Below are 22766 nucleotides of genomic sequence, written 5' to 3' on the forward strand. Positions count from 1 at the left end.
AAACATACCTATATTATTATCTTGTTCTTTATTTTGCTTTGTAGCGCTTTTTTCGTAAGGATTAGAGCTTTTGTGCTTTCGTTATTAGAAATTTCATCATTTGGCGCTTTGTAGTATTCATTTTGAGTGCTTGTGTTTTGATTATCGTTTGAATCATTTTCGCTTTTTTTAGCATTTTCTTCTTGGCTTTTTTGGGCTAGCTCGGCTCTTGCATCCATTTCCATAGAAATGGCTTGGGCAGCTACTTTTAAATCCTGTGGGCTTGGATCGCTTGGGGCAAGAGCTGCACGGCGCACTTGTTGGGCGCGGGAGAGCTTTTCTTCTGGGCTATTGCCACCACCTATTGCAATACTAACCTCGCCAGCTACGGCATACATTTTATTATCTGGGCCACGCTCATAGGTGTAGCTAGCCGAGCCTGCTAAATTGCCACCAGCTGCTTTATGGGCGGCTTCGTGTGCGCGCACATTAGCATCTGTGGCTTGAAGCTCTTGGACTTGGCGTTTTTCTTGTTCGTTTAAATTTTGTGGGTTTTGTTTATTGTCGTCTTTGTTTGTGCTGTTGCCTGAGTTTTGAGAATTCTCAGTGCTGGTGATGGCTGTTTGATTAATTTCATTTTCGTTACCTATGGCGTTTTGGTTATCACTGTTAGGATTTTGGTTTTGCTCATTTTGGGCGTTTTGTTGCTGATATAAAGCCTGTGCGTAGCCTGCGTTTATGTTAGAAATATTCATTTATCCCCCTTGCGTAGAAATTTTAAAATTGTATCTAGTATATCGTCATCATCAAAACTTTTTGATTTTATTATGATTTTTTCGCCTTTATTTGGCGTAAGGGCGATGGTTGAGGTGTGGTTACTTATGGCTTTATAGCCTTTTAGTGATGCTAAAATTTTAATTACCATCAAATCTAAAAATTGCTTAGTATAAACATCAAGCCTGCCAAAGCGTTCTTCGATTTCTGCGCCTATTTCATACACACTAGCACTATTTTCGCATTTACTAAGCCTGCGGTAAAGCTCTAAGCGCACCCTATCACTACTAACTAGCTCGCTATTTATAAAAGCATTTATGCTAAGGCGTAAATCTACATTATTTTGTGAATTTTCATCCTCATAGCAGCTAGCGTTTTTAATACTCAAACAACGATTTATCTCGCTTTCAAGCATTTTTAAATACAAACTATATCCAATAGCCTCAATATGCCCGCTTTGTGCTTGACCCAATAAATTGCCCCCGCCTCTAATTTCTAAATCATGATAAGCCAAAAGCGCGCCAGAACCTAAAAATGAATTACTTTCAAGCGCAATTAAACGCTTTTTGGCTTCATCGCTTAAATTTTCATTTTCACCTACTAAAAAATAACAATACCCCTGTTTTTCTCCCCTGCCTACGCGACCGCGCAACTGGTGTAAATCCGCTATGCCAAAGCGCGCCGCATTATCTACTAAGATTGTATTGACATTTGGCAAATGTATGCCACTTTCTACTATGCTAGTGCTTAATAAAATATCATATTCTAAATTAGCAAATTTTATCATTTCATCTTCTACGCTCTTAGCATCCATCTTGCCATGCAAGCACAAAATGCGAATATTTGGCACGATGGCTTTAAGATCTGCTTTAACGCGCTCTAAATCAGCTATTAAATTATGCACAAAAAACAGCTGTCCCTTACGCCTAAGCTCTCGCATAATGGCTTCTTTTATTAAAATTTCATCGTATTTTTTAACAAAGGTTCGCACATCTAGCCTACTAGCTGGTGGCGTGCTTAAAATGCTATATCCTTTAACTTGCGAAAGCGCCATATTCAAGCTTCTTGGTATAGGCGTAGCCGACATCGCAAGGATATGGGAATGTTCGCATAATTGTTTTAATTTTTCTTTTTGCTTAACGCCAAATTTATGCTCTTCATCAATGATGATTAAGCCAAGCTTAGATGGATTTATGCCCAAAAGTGCGTGCGTGCCAATTACTATGATATTTTCGCCATTTTCAAGTTTTGCTTTAATTTGTGCTTTTTGTTTTGGCTGGCTAAATCTATCAAGGCGGTAAATTTCAATATTAAAAGGCGCAAATCTAGCCTTTAAGCTAGCAAAATGCTGAGCACAAAGCAAGGTAGTAGGCACAAAAAATAAGCCCTGATACCCAGCGCGCGCGCACACAAACAAAGCATTCATCGCCACTTCTGTTTTGCCAAAACCCACATCACCACTAAGCAATCTATCCATAGCGCGCCCGCTTGCTAAATCGGCTAAAATCGCCTCTATGGCATTTTGCTGATCTTGGGTGTAAATAAAGCCAGCATCTAGCACAAACTTATCATAAAGCTCGCAAGGTTTTAGCTTTGGCGCGCTTATTAGCTCGCGCTTAGCTGCTAAGGCGATGATGGCATTTGCTATGGCAAAAAGCTTTTCTCGCACCTTTTCTTTAAGTTTTATAAAGCTTGCCTTGCCTAATTTATCCACATTTACCACAGCACCGCTACTTGCAATGTAGCGCTCAATTAGCCCCAAATGCTCCACAGGCAAAAGCAATCTATCCCCGCCAGCATAATTTATCACCACGCATTCTTTTTGCACGCCTAGCACGCGCGTAAGCTCTAAGCCAGCAAATTTGCCTATACCATAATGCTCATGAACTACAAAATCCCCAGCATTTAGCTCATTTATAATAATACTTGCTTTTTTTATGCGCCGTTTTGCTAAGGGCTGATTTAGCGAGATGATGATTTCATCGCTACTTATAAGATTTAAAATTAAAGGGCTTAGCTCTAATTTTATGTTTTTGTATTCGCTTAAATTTAACGCCCTAAACGAACTTTCATTTAAACTTAAAATTTTAATATTTTTATCATTATGAAAGGCAAAAAAGCTTTGCGTTGGCGTTGTTTGTAAATCTTTATAAATTTTTGGCTGAGTGATTAGGGGAAATTTTAAATCGCTTAAAATTTGTTGATTAAATTTTAAATTTTCTGGTGTGTTGGTGGTGAAATTTTGATTTAAATCTAGGCTTTTTAGCTCTAAGTGCGCCCCATTTAGCTTTTTATTATTGCTAGCTAGATTAAGGGCGAAATTTTGAATATCTATGCCATATTCATCTAATAAAGCAAAATCGCACTCACTAGCAAAAACAAAAGAAAATTCACTTAAATAATCCTTAAACCCGCTAATATACCAAAAGCCAAAAGAATGTAAATCTTTAATCAAAGCATCACTACTAAGTGCGTTTATTTGGCTATTTACTTGCTCAAACTCAGCCTGATTTAATCTAGCTAAAAATGGCGCGATATAAGCAAAATCAAGCTCATCTGTGCTAGCTTTTTGCGTGGCTTCATCAAAAATTTTAATGCTTTCAATCTCATCAAAATCAAGCAAAATTCTAACCGGCCTTTGGCTATCAATGCTAAAAATATCGATAATTTCACCGCTAATGCGCGCCTCGCCTTTATCTTGGACTATATCTACTAAATTATAACCAAGTAGCATAAGCTCATCTTTTAGGCAAGAATTGATTATTTTTTGCTTTTTTTTAAGTGTGATGCCTTGTAGGTGATCTTTTGTGGGTAAGGTATGAAGCAAGGTATTAAAAGGCGATAAAATCAGCTTTTTAGGATTTTTGCTTTTATAAAACGCACCTAAAACCTCGCTAATTTTAAATAATTCGCTTGAAAACGAGCGTAAATCATCGCCTCTTTTGGCTATAAACTCAGGCAAACAAAAGCATTCAAAGCCCGCATAAATGGCCGCATCTTTGCCAAGGGCTACTTCTTTATTATCATTAAAAATAATAATTTCTGGCAAAAACTCTTTTAATTTTTCATTAAAAGCGCTTAAATATTCATAGATCCTAGCTTGCATTTTATTTTGAGTTAGGTAAATACTCTAATGTAATCCCTGATAATTCATTGATTTTATTTTTTTGCTCTTTATAAGAACAGCTACCTATCAAGCGTCCGCCTGGCTCGCACACCAAATCAGCCACATTCATATCGCCCTCAAACACAGCATCTTTTAAAATTTCTACCAAATCAGCATCCACATTGCCCTCTAATCTCCCATTTATTACCACACGTTTGGCGATCACATCGCCTTTGATACAGCCATTTTTGCCGATTATTACGCTATCGGTTGAGTTTATAGAGCCTTGGATTTGACCATCTACATAAATCATAGATGTTAGGCTTAGATCGCCGTTAATTTGTGCGCCTGTTGCTACTATTGAGCTTTGTCTGTTTGTGTTGTTAGCAGATTTATTAAAGATTGCCATTGGATTGCTCCTTCTTTTTGAAATATTTCATTGTAGTTTGTGCTATCCCAGTTTATAAAATTTACAGGATTTAGTGGCTTTTGAACAAAGCGCACCTCATAATGTAAATGCGGGCCAGTAGAACGCCCTGAATTACCACTATATGCTACAAGATCGCCTTTTTTAACAAAATCGCCCACTTTTACGGGAAATTTTGCTGTTAAATGCCCGTATCTTGTGCTAAATCCGTAATTATGGCGAATTTCTACCATATTGCCATATCCTGCGGTTTTACCGGTTGATTGTATTACGCCATCAGCCGTGGCATATACAGGCGAACCTATTGGCATAGCATAATCTGTTCCAGTGTGAAATTGCATGTATTTAAGCACAGGATGCATGCGCGAGCCATAACTGCTAGTAAAACGCCCTTGCCCATTTGTAGGATCGCCATTTGGGATTTGTGTAAAAATAAATCTTTCTTGCGCGCCTGTTAGTGCTACGCTTTGTATTCTTTTGGTTAAATCCCATTCGCTTACATTGCCATCTATATTAAATTGTTCTTCTAATTCGCTAATCTTGCCCTCAATAGCTTCAAGCTCCATTTGGCTTTGTTTTTTTGCTTCTATTAGGGCGTTGTTTTCTTCTTGGAGCGTTTCTTGGACGCTTGTTAGCTCTTTTGAAATGTCTTTTAGATAATTTACATAAAGCACGGTTAAAACAATCAACATTATAAAAAACATCAGCACATACATTGCGAAATTTTTTACCACTTGACTTAAAACAAAATTACGCGAACCATTTAAATCCGTAATAGTTATCATAAATCTATTTTTGTGAAGTCCCATTAAAATCCCTTAAAAACGCATTTGCAAGCATAAACGAACCAAAAACAACATATAAAATTTTAAAATTTCTAGCTTTTTTTAGCTTTGATTTTATGCTTTTTTCAAAAATATGATTTTTTATTTTTTGCATATCAGAATATAAAAAATTGCGACAATTTATCTTTAAAATTTCACAATTTTTTTTAATTTCATCCTTAGCTAAGGCCCTTTCTTTGCTATCATACTCATACACTAAAATTTCATCAAAGCAAGGTTTTAGCGTGCTTAGCACAGCCTTAATATCTTTATCAAAAAAACAATTATAAATTAAAATTGCTTTTTTAACCCTTAACTTTTTTCTTAAATTTTCTAAATTTTTTCTTAACGCACAAGCGGCGTGCTCATTATGACCTACATCAATTATTAGATTTTTTTGAATATGCCAAAACCTACCTTTTAAATCAAAACTTTGCATTTTATTTAAAATTTGTTTATTAAAATTTGCGCCAAGTTTTTTGGCTGCAAAATAAGCCAAATAAAAATTATTTCTTAAAAAACCTTGATATTTTCTAGCATAAGTTCTGCTTGCTTTGTTTGCTCTATTAGAATTTGCTATTTCAAGTTTTGTGTTGTTTTTGGCGGCTATGCTTTTTGCTATATTATAGATTAATGGATTTTTGGCATTTTGAGTGCAAAGTATGGTGTGCGCGCTCATTGCGTTTAGCTTTGTAAGGGCGATTTGCTCTAAACTATCACCAAGCATAGCCACATGATCTATCCCAATAGGCGTAAAAATGCTAAGCTTTTTGCTAAAAACATTTGTAGCATCGTGTTCTCCGCCCATACCAGCTTCTATTATAACCTCATCACAATCCTTAAAAAGCCAAGCAGCAAGCAAGCTTGCCCATTCAAAATAACTAAGCGCGCTTATAAACTCTTTTGCATTTGCGCGCTCAAAACACGAAATAATCATCTCGTGCGCATTTTGTAACATTTTATCATCTACATTTTTACCATCAAGCCAAAATCTCTCATTAAAATCAAAAATATGCGGGCTTGTATAATGGCCTACTTTGCGTCCATTTGCACGCAAAATAAGTGCTAAAAAACGCCCTGTGCTACCTTTTGCGTTTGTGCCAACTATATGAATGATTTTTGGCATATTTATATAAGATTTTATAGCATTATACGCATTAGGAAAACGCGCGTAATCGATATTTTTATAATACGATGGTTTAAAAGATAAAAATTGCTTTAAGTCCATTTATTTTCTTTTTGATTTTAATTAAATGAAATTTTAAAAATGCGCCTTATTATAAACAAGATCAAAAAATCAAGCCCTCTTCTTCTTGCGTTTGTAAGGCGTTGTCTGTTTTATTTGATGGTAAGCGCGAAATATTCGTATGCAACACGCCATCATCGCTTTCAACTCCACTAGGCACATCAAACTCTTTTTTAGCATCAGGGTAAATTTTAAAATACTCCCGCCCAAATGCCGCAAAAACAGGCGCTGCTGTTAATCCGCCACCTTCAATTTTACGCATTGGCGTGTTATCATCATTGCCATACCAGATTATTGCTTGCATATCAGGCGTAAAACCACAAAACCAAGCGTCTATGTTATTGTTTGTGGTGCCGGTTTTACCAGCTACTTCTACGCCCTCAATCCTTGCTCGCCGCGCTGTGCCACTAGTAACTACTGAGCGCATCATATCTATCATTAAATACGCTTGCTTAGCTGGCTCAATCTCGCGAAAACTTGGCTTAAATTCCTTACTTTGCCCGTAGCGATCTGTGATTTGATTTATTAAATACGGCTTTGAAATACGCCCAAGTCCTGCAAAAACGCTATAAAGCTCGCTATAATCAATCATACTAATCCCAAAACTACCAAGCGCAATAGAAAGATTTGGCGGTATATTCTTAAAGCCAAACTCCCCTAATTTTTTCCACACATTATCAAAGCCAACATCGACTAAAAGGCTAATAGTAGCAAGATTGCGCGATTTGGTTAATGCTTCTTTTAGGCTAATAAACCCTGCAAAATCCTTAGCATAATTTTTTGGCTTCCAAGCCTTTTTATCATCGCCTACTCCATCAAAAGCCATCGCCACATCAGCTACTTTGCTTGCTGGTGAATAGCCTGAGTTTAGCGCGATTTGATACACAAAGGGCTTAAAGCTCGAACCTGGCTGCCTTGTGCTTTGTGTTACGCGGTTATAATTGCTTTTAGCATAATCAATCCCGCCAAGCATAGCTAAAATTTGCCCATTTTGTGGATTTGTTACTAAGATTGCGCCATTTAATTTATCCGTGCTTGCGTTATTATCTCGTTTTAAAATTTCATCATATCCCATTTGTAAGGCATTTTGAGCCACATTTTGTAAGCGCAAATCAATCGTTAAATTAACCTTATATCCGCCACTTTTAATATCAGGGTAGATTGTGCTTAGTTGTTTGATAGCTTCATCTATTACATAAGGCGCTTTATTTTGCGTTAGCGTTTCATCATAAACTACTGGCAATTCATTAATTGCGCTTATGTATTCATCTTTGCTTATCCAGCCAAGATCTTTTAGGCGCGTTATTACAGCATTTGCGCGAGCGATGGATAAATCCAAATGCCTTGTAGGATCATAGTTGCTCGGCGCCTTTGGCAAACCTACTAAAATGGCAATTTCTTTTAAGCTCAAAGCGTCTAGGCTTTTTTTAAAATATCCTTGCGCTGCTGTTTTTACGCCATAATATCCATGCCCTAAATAAACCTCATTTAAATAACGCTCTAAAATTTGCTCTTTATTTAGCTTTTTTTCGATTTGGTAGGCTAAAATCACCTCTTTTAATTTTCGGCTAAATTTTCTCTCGCGCGTTAAGACCATGTTTTTTATTAGTTGCTGGGTTATTGTGCTTGCGCCTTCTTTTAGCGACATTGATTGAATATCTTTAATTACCGCGCGAAAAATCGCTTCTAAATTTACCCCATCATGCTCAAAAAACGCGGTATCTTCAACAGCTATCAAAGCCTCTATCATTCGTGGCGGGATTTCGTTGTAGTGCGCATATTTGCGATTTTGCCCATCAAAAATATTAGCCACTAATTCACCATTTACATCATAAAATTCAGTGCTTAATTTTGGTTTATAATCTATTACATGATCTAAATCCACCCTTAGCTCTGAATAAAAAAAACTAAGCCACAAAACACCAGAAAGCACAACAGCTACAATAAAACCTAATAAATATCTCAATTTTTACCTTTTTAAATAAGTAAAAGCATAAATTTAATAGCAAATTTTAATTAAAACTCTTGGCTAAATTTATAGCCATTAGTATTTAATGCCGAACATACCGCGCTTTGATGCTCTTCGCCTTTTGTTTCAAGGGTGATGGTAATCATCGCATCGCCATAGCTTAATTTAGTTGAAAATCTATCATAATCAATCTTTACTATATTAGCTCCGGTGCTTGCTAGCACTTGGGTTAAGCCAGTAAGTGCGCCTGGCTTGTCTATTAAGGTTACATGAATTATCATTTTTCTAGCTGAGCGGATTAAGCCTTTTTCTATTATCACATTTAACATTTGCACATCTATATTGCCACCGCTTAAAACTATGCCGATTTTTGCGCCTTTTTCATAGTTAAAACGCTTTTCAAAAAGAGCCGCTACACCCACAGCCCCAGCACCTTCAACGACAATTTTTTGACTCTCCAATAAATACAAAATCGCATTTGCTATCTCATCATCGCTAACTTGAACCATTTCATCAACGCATTCTAAAATATGCGCTAGTGTTATATCGCTAGCATCGCGCACTGCTATGCCATCGGCTATGGTGCGAACAAAGCTAGAATTATGCTTAGAGCGCGCTTTAAAGCTTTCATACATTGCTGGCGCGCCTTTTGCGCTTACGCCTATTATTTTTATATTTGGGTTTAATTGTTTTGCATAACTTGCCACACCGCTTATTAGCCCGCCACCGCCAACTGGCACCACTATATAATCCAAATCTGGTATTTCATCTAGCATTTCAATAGCTATCGTGCCTTGACCTGCTTGGACTAATTCATCATCAAAAGGATGAATAAAGGTCATATTATGCTCTTTTGCATATTCTAAGGCATACTCATAAGCCTCGTCAAAATTATTACCCTTTAATATCACGCAAGCCCCAAGAGCCTTTGTGCCTGCTACTTTTGAAAGAGGCGCAGCCTCTGGCATTATAATACTAGCCTTAATCCCAAAATGCCCCGCACTAATAGCCACGCCTTGTGCGTGATTGCCAGCACTTGCTGCTACAACGCCTTTTTGTTTTTGTTCGCTGCTTAAATTTGCGATTTTATTAAAGGCGCCGCGCACTTTATAAGCACCAGTTATTTGTAGGTTTTCTTTTTTTAAATACACCAAAGCATCAGTTCTTGTGCTAATGCGCGTAGAAAGCACACACGGCGTATGCGATACAAAGGCTTCTATTTGCCTTTTTGCTTGAACTATTTTATGCAAGCTTACCATTTATTTATCCTTATTTAAAAGTTCTATCATTACACAAGCATCTTGGGTAAAATTTAGCCCATTTTCGCGTGCTTTTTTGGCTATTTCGTCATTTTTAATGCCTAATTGTAGCCATAAATTTTTAACGCCCTTTTGCATTATCTCATCAAAAACTTCATTCAATGCTTCGCTTTTTCTAAAAACCACGGCTGTATCAATGCTAGCACTTATATCATTTATATTTTTTACGCTTTGTTTATTAGCTATTTTAAAACTTCTTGGATACACGGCAAACACATTATAACCGCGATTTATCAAAAAATTGCCCACCTTAAAGCTATCCTTGCTAGCATCAGGGCTAAAACCAATCACAGCTATATTTTTCATACTTTTTAAAATTTTAAATCTATCATCTTGCATTTTGGCTCTTTGAAAAAAATCTGGCGATTTTAACCAAAAACATTTAAAACTTTATAAATTTTAAAATGGCACTATTTTTGCTAGTAGCTTTTAGGCTGTAAATCAATTAGGATTTAAGCAAAAATTTTAGTTATAATCACAAAATTTTTTAAGGTCGCTTTAATGTATGAAATTTGGGGTAAGTTATCAGTAACAAAAAAATTTACTTTTATTCAAGTTATTAGCTCGCTTATTGTGTTTTTGCCTTTGATTTTTTTTATAAATTATAAAATGAACGAGACTAGCCAAGTTCAACTAGAAAATAACCTAAAACAATTCTCCAAAGTGCTTGAAGCAAATTATGCCGTGATGGTAGAGCAAATCACGCAAATATCTGATGGCACAGCCGAGCTTTTTAAACAATACCTAATAAACCACCACGGCCAAATAACCAAAAACACATTTAGCAAAGGTGAAATTTTAAATATAGGCACAATCCAAGCAGCTGATATCCTAGCAAATAATACCTCAATGAGCGATAATAATATAATTGATGAATTTAATGGCGACACTGGACATTTAGTAAGCATTTTTTCTTTAAATGAATATAAAAAATTTGTGCGCATCGCAGGCGCTAAATACAGCGATAAAAGCAGGCATTTGGGCGAAGTTTTTGGAGATGAAAACCCAGCCTATCAAAAGCTAACAGCCAAAATCCCGCGTGCTTATTATTTTAGCCAATACATCGATGGCATAGATTATTTAAACGCCTACAAACCAATACTTGATAAAGATAAAAATGTAATAGGCGCTTATGTAGTAAGCCACGATTTAAGCGAAATTTATGAAATTTTAGGCGAAGAAATGGACGCGCTAAATATAGGTGAAGTTGGTAAAATTTTCTTAATAGATGCTCAAAATGATCGCTTTATGTTTGGCTATAAAGGCAGGCCAAGCGATTATGAATATTTTACCAATCTTAAAAAAGGTTCATTTGAATACCAAAAACAAGATGGCTATAATTACCGCGCCATAGTTGATTATAACCCAGTTCTTAGAGTTTTTATAATCCTTGAAGCAAGAGAAAACGACTTCACCGCAGCAAATAACCAAATCTCAGGCTATATCACCCTAACAACGATTTTACTTGTGCTTAGTTTATTGATAGTATCCTCAGCCTCCATAAAAACCATGGTAATGCGCAGAATAGATAAATTAAATAAACTCTTACAAGGATTTTTTGCTTACATCAACCACGATAGCCCGATACCACCGCACCCGATTAAAATTCGCAAAATGGACGACATAGGCAAAATAACAGCATCCATAAATGAAAGCATTAAAAAAACACAAATTAGCCTAGATGCTGATAAAGCCACACTTACTAGCGCTATAAAAGTGGCAAAATTAGTAGAAAGTGGCGATTTAAGTGCTAGAATCACCCAAACAGCCCAAAACCCAGAGCTTGCCGAGCTAGCCAAAATGCTAAATAATATGCTAGCTGATTTACAAAGCAAAATCGGGGCTGATTTAAATGAGCTAAGGCGGGTTTTTGATTCATACCGCGCGCTTTGCTTTAATACAAGCATACAAAAACCAGCAGGCGATATAGAAAGCACAATAAATGTCCTAGGCGCGCAAATCCGCAAAATGCTAAAAGATTCTTTTAGCAACGCAGCCAAATTAGACGAAACATCAAATATCTTAAATAATGTAGTAATCGAGCTTTTAGAAGATTCAAACGAACAAGCACAATCCATTAAACAAACAGCCGATGCGCTTAAAATTATGAATGCCTCTGTGCGCCAAGCAGCCACGCGCACAGGCGATGTGGTAGGACAAAGCGCGCAAATTAAAAGCGTAATTGCCACAATTGATGAAATAGCAGATCAAACTAATTTATTATCGCTAAATGCAAGCATAGAAGCTGCAAGAGCTGGCGTGCATGGGCGCGGATTTGCCGTAGTTGCTGATGAAATCCGCTCTCTTGCAGAGCGCACCAGCGCAAGCCTAGGTGATGTAGAAGCAAATATCAATCTCTTAGTAGCAAGCATAGAAGAAACCAGCAAAAGCATAGGCGAGCAAGACAAGGCAATTTCTATAATAAATCAAGCCGTTACCGCCTTAGAGCAAAGCACATCAAAAACAATCCAAATCGCCTATAAATCGCGCACAATCAGCCGTGATATAGTAGAGATTTCAGGGCGCATTAAAGAAGATGTGAGCAATAAAAAATTTTAAATAAGAATATGAGCAATAAAAATTTTAAAATTTAGCGCATTAACGCTAAATTTTAACCTGCGCTAATTCATATTATCGATTATTTGATTTTTATATCTAATTTGTTCTAATTTGTTTTTTAGGGCGCGATTTTCTTCTTTAAGCACATTTAATTGCTCTCTAAGCGTGGATATTTCGCGGCTTGTGTAGTAAATTTCATTGCTTAATTGTATTTTTGGCAAGGCTAAAACAAGCACCAAAGCCACCATCGCATAAGCAATCAATAAGGATCTAAGGCTTAAATTTTGTGCTTTTTGCTTTTTTGTAGGCTTTTCTTTTTTCATTTTTTGCCTTAATTAAACTCAAAAACGCGCATTTTAGCACAACTTGCCCTGGGGTTTGCTTTTATTTGCGCAGGGCTTGAAACAATAGGCTTTTTATTTAAAATTTGTCCTAATGCGTGGTTATTACCGCATTGACAGCGCAAAGCGCGCTCATTACAAATACAATTTTTGCTCCAAATTTTAAAACGCTCTTTTACAATCTTATCTTCAAGCGAATGAAAGCAAATCACGCACACCACGCATTTTGATGGCTTTAATCTCTCTAAATTATCCAAAAGCTCTCTAAGCACAAAAAGTTCATCATTTACCTCAATCCTTAATGCTTGCATCACAAGGCGCATAAGGCTAATATCGCGCCCACGAAGCTTGGCAGAGCCGATAATATCGCTAAGATCTTGGGCTGAGATAATGCGCTGTTTTGCCCTTGTGCTAATAATTTTATCAGCCAAAAAGCTAGCATTTGGTAATTGCCCATAATCTTTTAACACACGGCAAAGCTCGTTTTTTGGGTATTCGTTTAAAATAATTTGCGCATTTAGTGGATTTTTTGCGCTCATTCGCATATCTAAATTTTGTGAGTTTAGGCTAAAACCGCGCTCATTTATATCAATTTGTGGCGAACTAATGCCAATATCGGCTAAAACGCCCTTAATCTCAATCTTTTCTAAATCAATATGCTTAAAAATATCGCTAAAATTACAATTATAAACGCTCATTTGCCCGCTAGCAAGCTCGTGGCTAAATTTTATTAAAGCGTGATTATAAGCATTTTCATCTTGATCACAAGCTATTAGCTTTGCGCCTTTAAAATGCTCTAAAATCGCGCTAGAATGCCCGCCATATCCTAGCGTGCAATCAATAAAAGCTGGGATTTTTTGTAAATTTTGAGTATTTGAAATTTTAATTTGCCCGCTTTTAATCTTGGCTTTTGTTAAATACTCATTATTTGCGCTATTAAAGGCTGTAAGAACCTCATCTAATAAAACAGGAATATGCAACGGCTTCATACGCTAATAATAGCACATTTTTGCTATAATCGCACGCTAAATTTTTTCTAAGGCCAAAAATGAATCTCCAACACGCCAAAAACGAGCTAAAAAACATAAGCGCTTCGATGTTTAAAAAAAACTTTTTTGGGCTTTTTAGCGGTTCAATCTCTATGAAAATTGAGCATAATAAATTCATCATCAATCGCGCTCAGGCTGTTTTTGATAGATTAAGTGATGATGATTTTGTTTTGCTTAGTGGCTCAAAAGATTATCGCTGGAAAGACGCTAGCAGCGATGCTGATGTGCATTTTGGCATTTTTAAAAGCATTATAGAGGCGAAATACTGCGCTTTTTGCGTGCCGCCGTATTTATGTGCGTATAGCTTGGAGCATAAAAATTTTGAACCACAAGATTATTTGGGGAAAACTTTAATTGATAATATTTTTGTTTATGATGGCGGGCGTTTTGAGGATTGGGGTGAGCGCGCTCCATCTGAAATACCACGCTATATGCTAGAAAAAAACACAAATATAATGCTTGTGCGCGCTAGGGGGATTTATGTTTATAGCAGGGATTTACACGAATTAGTAAAAATCGTATCTATTATGGAGCATAGTTGTAAATTACTAAGCCTAGCAAAAATGTTTTAAGCTAAATTTTAAATTACACTATTAAAAGCATCTTTAAGTTTTAAATACTCATCCATAAATGGCGCGCCATGGACGCGCGAACTTGCTATTGTGGTAATAAAATTTGTATCGCGCGCATATCGCGGGACTAAATGATAATGAATGTGCTCAGCTATCCCAGCCCCAGCTGCTGCGCCTAGATTCATACCGATATTTACGCCACCAGCATTTAACGCGCTTTTTAAAATACCAGTGCCAAAACGCACAAAATAACTCATCTCAAACCAAATTTTTTCATCTAAATTTTCTATATTATCTGTGTGCAAATAAGGTATAACCATAAATTCCCCAAGCACATAAGGGTAAAGATTCATTACCCCAAAGCAATGCTTAGCACGAAATAAAATAAAATTTTCATCATCGTTTTTTGCTTGCATTTTTGCATCATCAAAACTTTTAGACATAGCGCAAAATACGCAATGTTGCTTTTTATCGGTAAAATATTGCTTGCGCCAAGGTGCGTGTAAATGCTTTAAACTCATTTAAATTCCTTCAAATTAAAAGCGCAAATTATACACAAAAAAATACTTATTGGCTAATTTTAAAAATTTTCAGTAAAAATAGCAAAATTTTATGCTAGAATAAGCGCCGATTTTCAATCTCACAAATAAAGGTCTTTTTATGTTTGACGAAAAAGTATTAAATAATCTAGCCGCAAAAGTCCAAGAACTAATGCAAAAATATGAAGAAATCTGCGAAGATAACGAAACCTTACGCAATGAATTAGTTAGCGCAAAAGCTCAAAATGAGGCAAAAAGCGCTCAAATCACTCGCCTTGAAGAAGAATTAAACAAACACAACACACAAAGCGATGATTTATTAAGACAAGTAGAAGCGGTATTAGGAAAAGCCTAAGCCATTTTAGGATAATACAATGACAGAAATAGTCCTAAGCATAACAGCTAAAGCTAATAAAGACTACACAGTTAAACTAGATGATAGCTTTGCTGAGGCGTTTGAGCGTGATTTAGAGCGATTATTAGATGGCAAAAAGCAATTTGAGGTAAAGGATTTATTGCATGCTTTTATGCAAAAATGCCATGAATATTATGAGCAAGAAACGCGCATAAACTCACTTTTGGGCAATATAGGCTCTATTGCTCAGTCATTAGATGGTAAATATAAGGAGTAAAGATGAAAAAGGCATTTACGCTAATAGAATTAGTTTTTGTTATTGTTATTTTAGGTATTTTAGCCACTGTTGCCATACCTAAGCTGATCGTTACAAGAGATGATGCTGAAATAGCTAAGGCAAAATCACAAATCGCAGCCGTTCGCTCAGGCATACAATTAAAAAGAAATGAAATGATTTTAAGCGGAACGCAAGGATATCCTGCCGACCTTGAAGATGGCGATTGTTGCTTTGGTGGAATTCTTAGCACAAAAATCGAGCAAAGAAAAGATGACAATAGTTATGGCTGGAAAAAAGAAACTGATGGCTCATACACAATAAATACAAATAAAGAACAAGTAAAATTTACTTATAATGATAGTGATGGCTCTTTTAAATGCACCGAAAGAAGCAGTAGTGATACTGGTACTGATAAAGATAGCTTAAAAAACGGCAAATGCACCACAAACTTATACTAAACCCCGAGTGCTAGCAAATGCTAGCACCAACGCTTTTTTATGTATTATTACGAAGTTATTATAAATGGCAAAAATCTAGCCCCGCTCACCTACCATAGCAACGCGCAAATCCCAAATTTTAATGCTGTAAAAATAAGCCTAAGAAATAAAGAAAGCTTAGGCTTTATTTTGCGTGAAGTAACAAAACCAAGCTTTAAAACAGCACAAATCCTAGAAATCTTGCCAAGCTTTCTTACGCCAATCCAGCAAAGGCTTTTGCTATTTATAGCTAGTTATTATACTTGCTCGCTAGGGCTTGCTAGTGCGTTATTTGAGCCTATGCAACAAAGCCAAAACGCAATAAAGAGCCAAAATCAACTGATTTGCCAAAACGCGCCAGAGCTTGAAATTTTAAATAAAAATATCACCTTACCAAAGCTTAGCCAGCTACAAAGCCAAGCTTATGAGTTTTGCCAAAAACGCGATATTAGCTTGATTTTTGGCGATACAGGAAGTGGCAAGAGCGAAATTTACATCAGCGCAATAGCAAACACTTTAAAAAACGGCCATCAAGCCTTGCTTTTAATGCCAGAAATCGCCCTAACCCCACAAATGCAAAAACGCTTGGAGCGGTATTTTGGCGATAGTGTTGGCGTATGGCATAGCAAAATCACCCCTGCTAAAAAGCGCAAACTTTTGGCTGATTTTATAAGTGGCAAGGTGCGTTTAATTAGCGGTGCGCGCTCGGCCTTGTTTTTGCCTTTTAGCGATCTTGGGCTAATTGTAGTAGATGAAGAACACGACCCAAGCTATAAAAGCTCGGTTACGCCAGCTTATAATACCAGAGATTTGGCTGTATTTTTGTGCGCGCCAAAGCAAAAAACAGATTTTTTAAAACCCAAACTAATCCTTGGCTCAGCCACGCCATCTGCTACAAGCTACCATAAATACGAGCATTTTCGCCTAAAAGGCACTTATTTTAATTCGCAAAAAAGCTTTTTATTTGATCCAAGCAATCTTGGGCTTTCAAAGATGATTATTTCGCATTTACAAGAAAATTTAGAGCAAAAAAAGCAAGCCGTGGTTTTCTTGCCAACTAGGGCAAATTTTAAACTCTTAAAATGCCAAGAATGCGGGCAGAGTTTTATTTGTCCGTTTTGCTCGGTGGCTTTAAGCCTCCACAAAAAGCAAAATGCCCTCAAATGCCATTATTGTGGCTTTATGTGCCCTATTCCCCAAGCTTGCGAAAAATGTGGCAATAATTTACTAGAAGCTAGCAAAATAGGCACGAGCGAACTAAAACTAATGCTAGAAAAAACCCTGCCAAATGCCGTAATAGCAAAGTTTGATAGAGATGAGATCACAACGGCTAAAAAGCTAGAAAGCTTGCTAAAAAATTTCAACGATCAAAAAATAGATATTTTAGTAGGCACGCAAATGCTAAGTAAAGGCCATGATTATCATAATGTCGCATTAGCCGTTATTATGGGGCTTGATGAGCATTTATTTCATTGCGATTTTAGAGCGCGAGAAAAAACCTTAGCGCTTGCTTTACAAATTGCAGGGCGCGCAGGGCGTGCTAGCGAGGGCAAAATTATAATCCAAAGCAAATTTTCAAGCTTTTTTTATCCTTATTTAAACGATTTTGAAGAGTTTTTAAAAGATGAATTAGCCCAAAGAAACCCGCTATATCCGCCATTTTCGCGCCTAGCAAGAATCATAATCTCCACAGATAATCAAAGCAAAAACGAAAACTTACAAAATAAGCTAGTTTTGGAGTTTCAAAATATCGCGGATTTAGAAATCATCGGCTATGGCAAGGCGGCAATAGAGCAAATTGCCAACATGCACCGCAATTATATTTTACTTCGCGCCCAAAATCCCGCCCCGCTCATCAAAGCCTGCCAAATAGCCCAAAATAACGGCGCTTGGCCTGATATAGATCCTTTTTCTTTTAGCTAGCTGCTTATAAACGCTATGAAATTTTAAAATTGTAAAATTTTAAATTGCCCGCATTAAAAAAGAAATTTTATAAATTTGGCTAAATTATAAAAAGCACAATTAAAAAATAAATTTTAAAAAACTCAGCAAAATTCAAAAAAAAATTAAAAACTAAGAAATTTTAAAATTGTAAAATTTTAAATTTGCCCGCATTAAAAAAGAAATTTTAAAATTTACCTAAACCAAAAAAAATCTTAAATTTTAAAATTTACCCACATCAAAAGAAATTTTAAAACTCAACCAAATCCCAAGAAAGTGGCGTGGCAAATTTTATATCCTTGCTTGCTTTTTTGCCAAGTATTTCATCATAAAATTTTGTGTGTAAGCCGTTATTTGGCCGCACTGAGCGCAAATTTTGTGCGCTGAAAATTTCGCCTTTTTTCATATCTTTACAGATATAAAGCGAGCGAGAATACGCCCTAGCAAGGCATTGTGCTGGCGTTAAATCGTATTTTGGCGCACCAAGGGCTGATTCTAAATTTCTAATTTGCTCTACCATTTGGGCAAACTCAGCAATCTCCATAGAAAACTTGCTATCTTCGCCGCCATCGCTTCTTTTTAAGGTTACATGCTTTTCTATAAATTTTGCCCCAAGAGCAACCGCGCCAAGAGCAACCTCAGAGCCTAAACTATGATCTGAAAGCCCCACCACACAATCAAAAATTTGCTCCAAGCTTTGAATAGAGCGCAAATTCATATCATCATATGGGCTAGGATAAGCAGAAGTGCATTTGAGCAAGATTATATCATCGTTGCCAGCATCTTTACAAGTTTTTATGGCTAGTTCGATATCGCTTAGAGTTGCTATGCCTGTTGAGATGATAATGGGCTTTTTACTAAGCGCACAAGATCTAATAAGCCCTATGTCGTTAATCTCAAAACTTGCGATTTTATACGCTGGCATATCAAGCGAGCTTAAAAACTCCACCGAGCTTAAATCAAAAGGCGAACTAAAACAAATAAGCCCCAAAGAATTTGCATAATCTTTAAGCTCGGCCTGCCACGACCACGGCGTATAAGCCTTTTGGTATAATTCATATAAGCTTTGCCCAGCCCAAAGCCCGCTTTTGAGCATAAACTCATCATTTTTGCTATTTAGCGTGATAGTATCTGGGGTATATGTTTGTAGTTTAATCGCATCTGTGCTTGTTTTTGCTAATTCTTTAATAATTTCTTTTGCGCGGTTGATATCGCCATTGTGATTAGCTGAAAGCTCGGCTACTATGAATGTGCGCGAATTTTTGCCTATGATTTTATTGGCTAAATTTATATCTTTCATTTTTACCCTTTTTAAAATTTGCTCCAAAATATCGCCTAAAATCGGCAAAATTCAAGGCTTTTAAGCTATAATCGGCAAATTTTTTTAGGATTTAGTATGAAAAGCTTGATTTTTGCCTTGATTTTTTTTGCGTTTGCTATGGGCGCTGAGTTTAATTTAAACGAATATAACACTTATATTCTAAAAATAAACGATGACAACACAGCTCAAATAAACGATAGTGCTAAAATAGTGGTTGGTTCAAGTGGCGTGGTAATGCGTGATTTTGGCAATGGACTAAGCTCAATTATAGCGCGCGCTGTGGTAAGCCATAAGCAAAACGGCTATGCTACCGTGCGCTTTGAGCTGTATTCTAACCTAGCGCAAAAAGCCCTGCCATTGCCTAAATTCACCCCAAAAAGTGGCGATACAATCGTGCTTAATTTTTTATACAACCGCGCATTAATCATCGCCCCAAACGCCGATGTTTATAAGCAAATTTTAAAAGCGTTTTCAAATATTAGCTTTATCCATCCTGATTTAGTAGCGGCTGAGCTAAGCTTTAATTACACGCCAAATCCTAGCAAAGATGATTTTCGCAAAAGTTGCGCTAAGCACGCAGCTGGCGTGATTTTTGTAGCACTTGATAAAGAAGCGTTTTTTGTAGATTGTGGATCATTTGCCGTGCTTAAAAGCTTTAAAAGTGGGCAAATCGCAAGCTATCATTTGCCATTTTATACCCAAGTTGATGGCATTGATACTGTATTTTGGAAGCCAGATAGCGCGCATATAAATGATTATGACAAATACTACCGCCGTTTAATTCTAAACCAAGAAAATGGCGGTATAGCAAATGAAAATTAAAAAAGGCTAGATTATGGATAAAGCACATATTGCATATTTTAAAAAGCTTTTAGGCGAAGATAACGCTTATTTTGACGAAGCGCACAGGCGTGCGTATAGCTATGATGCCACGAGAAAGAGCTTTTTGCCCGATGGCGTGCTGTTTCCGCGCGATGAAAACGATGTTTGCGAGATTTTGAAATTTTGCAACGCTCATCAAATCATCATTATTCCGCGTGGCGCAGGTTCAGGCTTTACGGGCGGGGCTTTGGCTGTCAATGGCGGGCTGGTGCTTGGCTTTGAAAAATATATGAATAAAATTTTAGAGATTGATTTAGAAAATTTAGTTGCAAGAGTGCAGCCGGGCGTGATAAATTCAGCCTTGCAAAAAGAAGTGGCGAAATTTGGGCTTTTTTATCCGCCCGACCCTGCAAGTATGGAGTATTCATCACTTGGGGGCAATGTCAGCGAAAACGCTGGCGGTATGCGTGCGGCAAAATATGGCATAACAAAGGACTATGTAATGGCACTTCGCGCGGTTTTGCCAAGCGGAGAGCTAATCCGTGCGGGCAAACGCACGATAAAAGATGTCGCAGGCTACAACATAGCGGGCATTCTCATCGCTAGCGAGGGTTCGCTTGCTGTTATTACTGAAATCACGCTTAAACTCATCGCCTTGCCAAAGCTCAAAAAAACGGCTATGGGCGTTTTTGATAGCGTCCAAAGTGCGATGAATGCGGTGTATAAAACGCTCTCAAAAGGCGTAACGCCCGTGTCTATGGAGTTTTTGGATAGATTAAGCATACAAGCTGTGGAGCAAAAATTTCACAAAGGCTTACCAACGGACGCTGGGGCGATTTTAATCGCTGATGTTGATGGCAATGTCAAAGAGAGCGTAGAAAGCGATTTAGCCGTGCTTAAAGAGAGTTTTAAAGACTGCAACGCGCGTGAATTTCGCGTGGCAAAAGACGAGGCGGAGGCGGCTGACATTTGGTTTGCTAGGCGCAACTGCTCGCAAAGCATTAACATTTACGGCACGCTCAAACTTAACGAGGATATTACCGTGCCACGCTCCAAGCTGCCTGAGCTTTTAGAGGGTATAGAGCAAATTTCAAGCAAATATGGCTTTAAAGTGCCTTGTTTTGGGCATACGGGGGACGGCAATGTCCATACAAATGTGATGATACCTGACAAAAACGATGAAAAGCAAGTGCAAAAAGGACACGAGGCGATAACGGAGATTTTCAAACTTGCGGTAAATTTAGGCGGGACGCTGAGCGGCGAACACGGCATAGGGCTGAGTAAAGCGCCTTTTATGAAGCTCGCATTTAGCGAGGCTGAGATGAATTTGTTTCGCGCCATAAAAAAAGCCTTTGACCCAAATAACATTTTAAACCCCTACAAAATGGGACTTTGAAATAAAGCTTAGCGCACGCTAAGCTTTGATTTAAATTTTAAACCCATTAAAATTTTAAATATCTTTTGCCTGATATAGATTAAAATTTAAACCCAGCTTAAAATTTTAAATAAATCTGCCTAATTTAAATTAGCCTTAAAATTTTGTGCTATAATCGCAAAATACTCAATGGTTTAGGTTAAACCACACGAATTTTACTTACTTTTATTCTCGTGTTTTGTAGTATCGCAATCTGTTAGATTGCCACCAAATATATTACAAAGGACTTTTATGTCAAAAGAACTTATCCAAAAGGCTAGAAAACTAGCCCAAGAAATCGTTGCGCCCATCACTGAAAGTGTCGATAAAGAGGGGCGTTTCCCAAAAGAAGCCTATGACGCGCTTAAAAAGCAAGGATTTATGGGACTTTTAGTGCCAAAAGAATTTGGTGGGCTTGGGCTGGGCATAATTGAACATACGCAAGTTTGTTATGAACTAGCACGAAAAGACGCTACCACAGGGCTTTGCTATATGATGCATAACACTGGCACTTCGGGCATAGTGAGCTTTGGCAGTGCGGCGATGAAAGATGAATTTTTACCCAAAATCGCCAAAGGCGAGCGAGCCATAGCCCTAGCTTACAGTGAAAGTGGTTCAGGCACTCATTTTGGCTCACCAGACATTAACGAGAGCCTAGAAAATGGCGCAAGAGTGCTAAATGGACGAAAAAGTTTTGTTACAAGTGCCTTACAAGCGGACTTTTATATGACAAACACAAATTCGTGCAAAATCAAAGGCGCACACAACACTTGGCTTGTGGATAGAACCTTGCCAAATATGATACACGAAGATAGTGCTTGGGACGGGCTTGGAATGCGTGGCAATGCCTCAATGCCTGTTTGGTATAACGGCGTGCGTGTTGATGAAAAATACCTTTTGGGCAAAGAAGGAGATGGTGACAATCACGCCATAGCCATAGTAATGTATTTTGTCGTGGGTTTAGCAGCTGTTTATACAGGGCTAGCTCAGGCTGCTTATGAGTGCATTTTAGAGCATACTAAAAAGCGTAAATACACCAGCGGACAAGCCTTAGCGGGCATTGAAATGGTGAGAGTGCAGCTGGCTGAAATTTACACCAAAACTCAAAGCTCTTACGCACTTACTATGGAGGCGGCAAGAAGTTTTAAAGAAAATGAAAGCGATGCGGCGGGCAAGATTTTTGCAAGTAGAATTCACGCCATAAATGTAGTAATGGAAGCTTGCACTCAAGCGATGAAACTTGGCGGTGGAACAGCTTATGCAAAACGCTTGCCACTTGAAAGGTATATGCGCGACTCGCTCGCCTCACAGGTTATGGCACCGGGGCTTGATGTGCTTAAAATTTGGCTTGGAGAAGCCTTAGTAAAATAGAGCTTATCTTGCGGAGATTTTACGGGAGTTTGTTAAATCCTATGAAATTCGCTCAAAGCCATCGTTACAAAAAAAAGAAAGGATA

Annotated in this window: 21 protein-coding genes and 1 pseudogene; 10 read left to right on the forward strand and 12 right to left on the reverse strand. The window is 37.5% G+C overall.

Features of this window, described 5'->3' with window-relative positions:
• Positions 1-8 precede the first annotated feature (8 nt).
• The 8 genes from CINF_RS05105 to CINF_RS05140 form a co-directional block, all read right to left on the reverse strand.
• Complete coding sequence (locus CINF_RS05105) at positions 9-734, reverse strand: putative metalloprotease CJM1_0395 family protein (RefSeq protein ID WP_179974730.1); 726 nt, start codon at positions 732-734, stop codon at positions 9-11.
• Complete coding sequence (gene mfd / locus CINF_RS05110; RefSeq protein WP_179974731.1) at positions 731-3859, reverse strand: transcription-repair coupling factor; 3129 nt, start codon at positions 3857-3859, stop codon at positions 731-733. Before mfd ends, CINF_RS05105 begins: the two co-directional genes overlap by 4 nt.
• A 1-nt stretch (position 3860) precedes the next feature.
• A complete protein-coding gene (locus CINF_RS05115; protein ID WP_179974732.1) occupies positions 3861-4268 on the reverse strand; it encodes a bactofilin family protein in 408 nt (135 codons plus the stop codon).
• A complete protein-coding gene (locus tag CINF_RS05120) occupies positions 4217-5095 on the reverse strand; it encodes a M23 family metallopeptidase (protein ID WP_179974733.1) in 879 nt (292 codons plus the stop codon). The genes CINF_RS05115 and CINF_RS05120 overlap by 52 nt, the downstream gene beginning before the upstream one ends.
• On the reverse strand, positions 5076-6338 hold the full coding sequence (locus CINF_RS05125) for a folylpolyglutamate synthase/dihydrofolate synthase family protein (RefSeq protein WP_179974734.1): 1263 nt from the start codon (positions 6336-6338) through the stop codon (positions 5076-5078). Before CINF_RS05125 ends, CINF_RS05120 begins: the two co-directional genes overlap by 20 nt.
• Positions 6339-6399: 61 nt before the next feature.
• Positions 6400-8322, reverse strand: a complete 1923-nt coding sequence (locus CINF_RS05130; RefSeq protein ID WP_179974735.1) for a transglycosylase domain-containing protein — start codon at positions 8320-8322, stop codon at positions 6400-6402.
• Positions 8323-8372: 50 nt separating this feature from the next.
• The gene (gene ilvA / locus CINF_RS05135; RefSeq protein ID WP_179974736.1) at positions 8373-9584 is read right to left on the reverse strand and encodes a threonine ammonia-lyase; all 1212 of its coding nucleotides are present in this window, start codon (positions 9582-9584) and stop codon (positions 8373-8375) included.
• Entirely contained in the window at positions 9585-9983 is a 399-nt protein-coding gene (locus CINF_RS05140; protein WP_179974737.1) for a CoA-binding protein, read from the reverse strand. It abuts the gene before it with no gap.
• A 270-nt stretch (positions 9984-10253) separates the two neighbouring features.
• On the opposite strand from CINF_RS05140, the pseudogene CINF_RS09165 reads away from it, so the two are divergent.
• Positions 10254-11066, forward strand: a pseudogene (locus CINF_RS09165) (Cache 3/Cache 2 fusion domain-containing protein); the annotation flags it as partial.
• A 546-nt stretch (positions 11067-11612) separates the two neighbouring features.
• Positions 11613-12203, forward strand: a complete 591-nt coding sequence (locus CINF_RS09170; protein WP_420808773.1) for a methyl-accepting chemotaxis protein — start codon at positions 11613-11615, stop codon at positions 12201-12203.
• A gap of 62 nt (positions 12204-12265) precedes the next feature.
• Here CINF_RS09170 and CINF_RS05150 read toward each other — a convergent pair whose 3' ends face one another.
• Both CINF_RS05150 and rsmH read right to left on the reverse strand, forming a co-directional pair.
• Positions 12266-12526, reverse strand: a complete 261-nt coding sequence (locus CINF_RS05150; RefSeq protein WP_178695347.1) for a hypothetical protein — start codon at positions 12524-12526, stop codon at positions 12266-12268.
• A gap of 8 nt (positions 12527-12534) precedes the next feature.
• Entirely contained in the window at positions 12535-13533 is a 999-nt protein-coding gene (gene rsmH / locus CINF_RS05155; protein WP_179974739.1) for a 16S rRNA (cytosine(1402)-N(4))-methyltransferase RsmH, read from the reverse strand.
• Positions 13534-13592: 59 nt separating this feature from the next.
• Here rsmH and CINF_RS05160 point away from each other — a divergent pair, with 59 nt between their 5' ends.
• Positions 13593-14165 (forward strand): class II aldolase and adducin N-terminal domain-containing protein, encoded by a 573-nt coding sequence (locus CINF_RS05160; RefSeq protein WP_179974740.1) that lies wholly within the window; start codon positions 13593-13595, stop codon positions 14163-14165.
• An 8-nt stretch (positions 14166-14173) separates the two neighbouring features.
• Here CINF_RS05160 and CINF_RS05165 read toward each other — a convergent pair whose 3' ends face one another.
• Positions 14174-14686 carry an HIT family protein gene (locus CINF_RS05165; RefSeq protein ID WP_178695350.1) on the reverse strand — a complete coding sequence of 171 codons (513 nt, stop codon included), beginning with the start codon at positions 14684-14686 and terminating at the stop codon, positions 14174-14176.
• A gap of 139 nt (positions 14687-14825) precedes the next feature.
• Between CINF_RS05165 and CINF_RS05170 the strand changes: the two genes are divergently transcribed.
• From CINF_RS05170 to CINF_RS05185, 4 genes are read left to right on the forward strand one after another with little or no spacing between them, the layout of a single operon-like run.
• Positions 14826-15059, forward strand: coding sequence for a hypothetical protein (locus tag CINF_RS05170; protein WP_178695351.1), 234 nt, complete (start codon positions 14826-14828; stop codon positions 15057-15059).
• Positions 15060-15078: 19 nt separating this feature from the next.
• Positions 15079-15336: a hypothetical protein gene (locus tag CINF_RS05175; protein WP_178695352.1), complete on the forward strand. Its 258-nt coding sequence runs from the start codon at positions 15079-15081 to the stop codon at positions 15334-15336.
• Between the two features lie 2 nt (positions 15337-15338).
• Entirely contained in the window at positions 15339-15794 is a 456-nt protein-coding gene (locus tag CINF_RS09080) for a type II secretion system protein (protein WP_179974741.1), read from the forward strand.
• A gap of 39 nt (positions 15795-15833) precedes the next feature.
• Positions 15834-17735 (forward strand): primosomal protein N', encoded by a 1902-nt coding sequence (locus CINF_RS05185; protein WP_179974742.1) that lies wholly within the window; start codon positions 15834-15836, stop codon positions 17733-17735.
• 268 nt (positions 17736-18003) lie between these two features.
• On the opposite strand, the gene pseI is transcribed toward CINF_RS05185, so the two are convergent.
• Complete coding sequence (pseI, locus tag CINF_RS05190; protein WP_179974743.1) at positions 18004-19053, reverse strand: pseudaminic acid synthase; 1050 nt, start codon at positions 19051-19053, stop codon at positions 18004-18006.
• Positions 19054-19149: 96 nt separating this feature from the next.
• Here pseI and CINF_RS05195 point away from each other — a divergent pair, with 96 nt between their 5' ends.
• From CINF_RS05195 to CINF_RS05205, 3 genes are all read left to right on the forward strand, one after another.
• Positions 19150-19896, forward strand: coding sequence for a plasminogen-binding N-terminal domain-containing protein (locus CINF_RS05195; protein WP_178695356.1), 747 nt, complete (start codon positions 19150-19152; stop codon positions 19894-19896).
• A gap of 13 nt (positions 19897-19909) precedes the next feature.
• Complete coding sequence (locus CINF_RS05200; protein ID WP_178695357.1) at positions 19910-21292, forward strand: FAD-linked oxidase C-terminal domain-containing protein; 1383 nt, start codon at positions 19910-19912, stop codon at positions 21290-21292.
• Positions 21293-21562: 270 nt separating this feature from the next.
• Positions 21563-22681: an acyl-CoA dehydrogenase family protein gene (locus CINF_RS05205; protein ID WP_179974744.1), complete on the forward strand. Its 1119-nt coding sequence runs from the start codon at positions 21563-21565 to the stop codon at positions 22679-22681.
• Positions 22682-22766 lie beyond the last annotated feature (85 nt).

Origin of the sequence: Candidatus Campylobacter infans (assembly GCF_013416015.1) — a bacterium.
Taxonomy (GTDB): Bacteria; Campylobacterota; Campylobacteria; order Campylobacterales; family Campylobacteraceae; genus Campylobacter; species Campylobacter infans.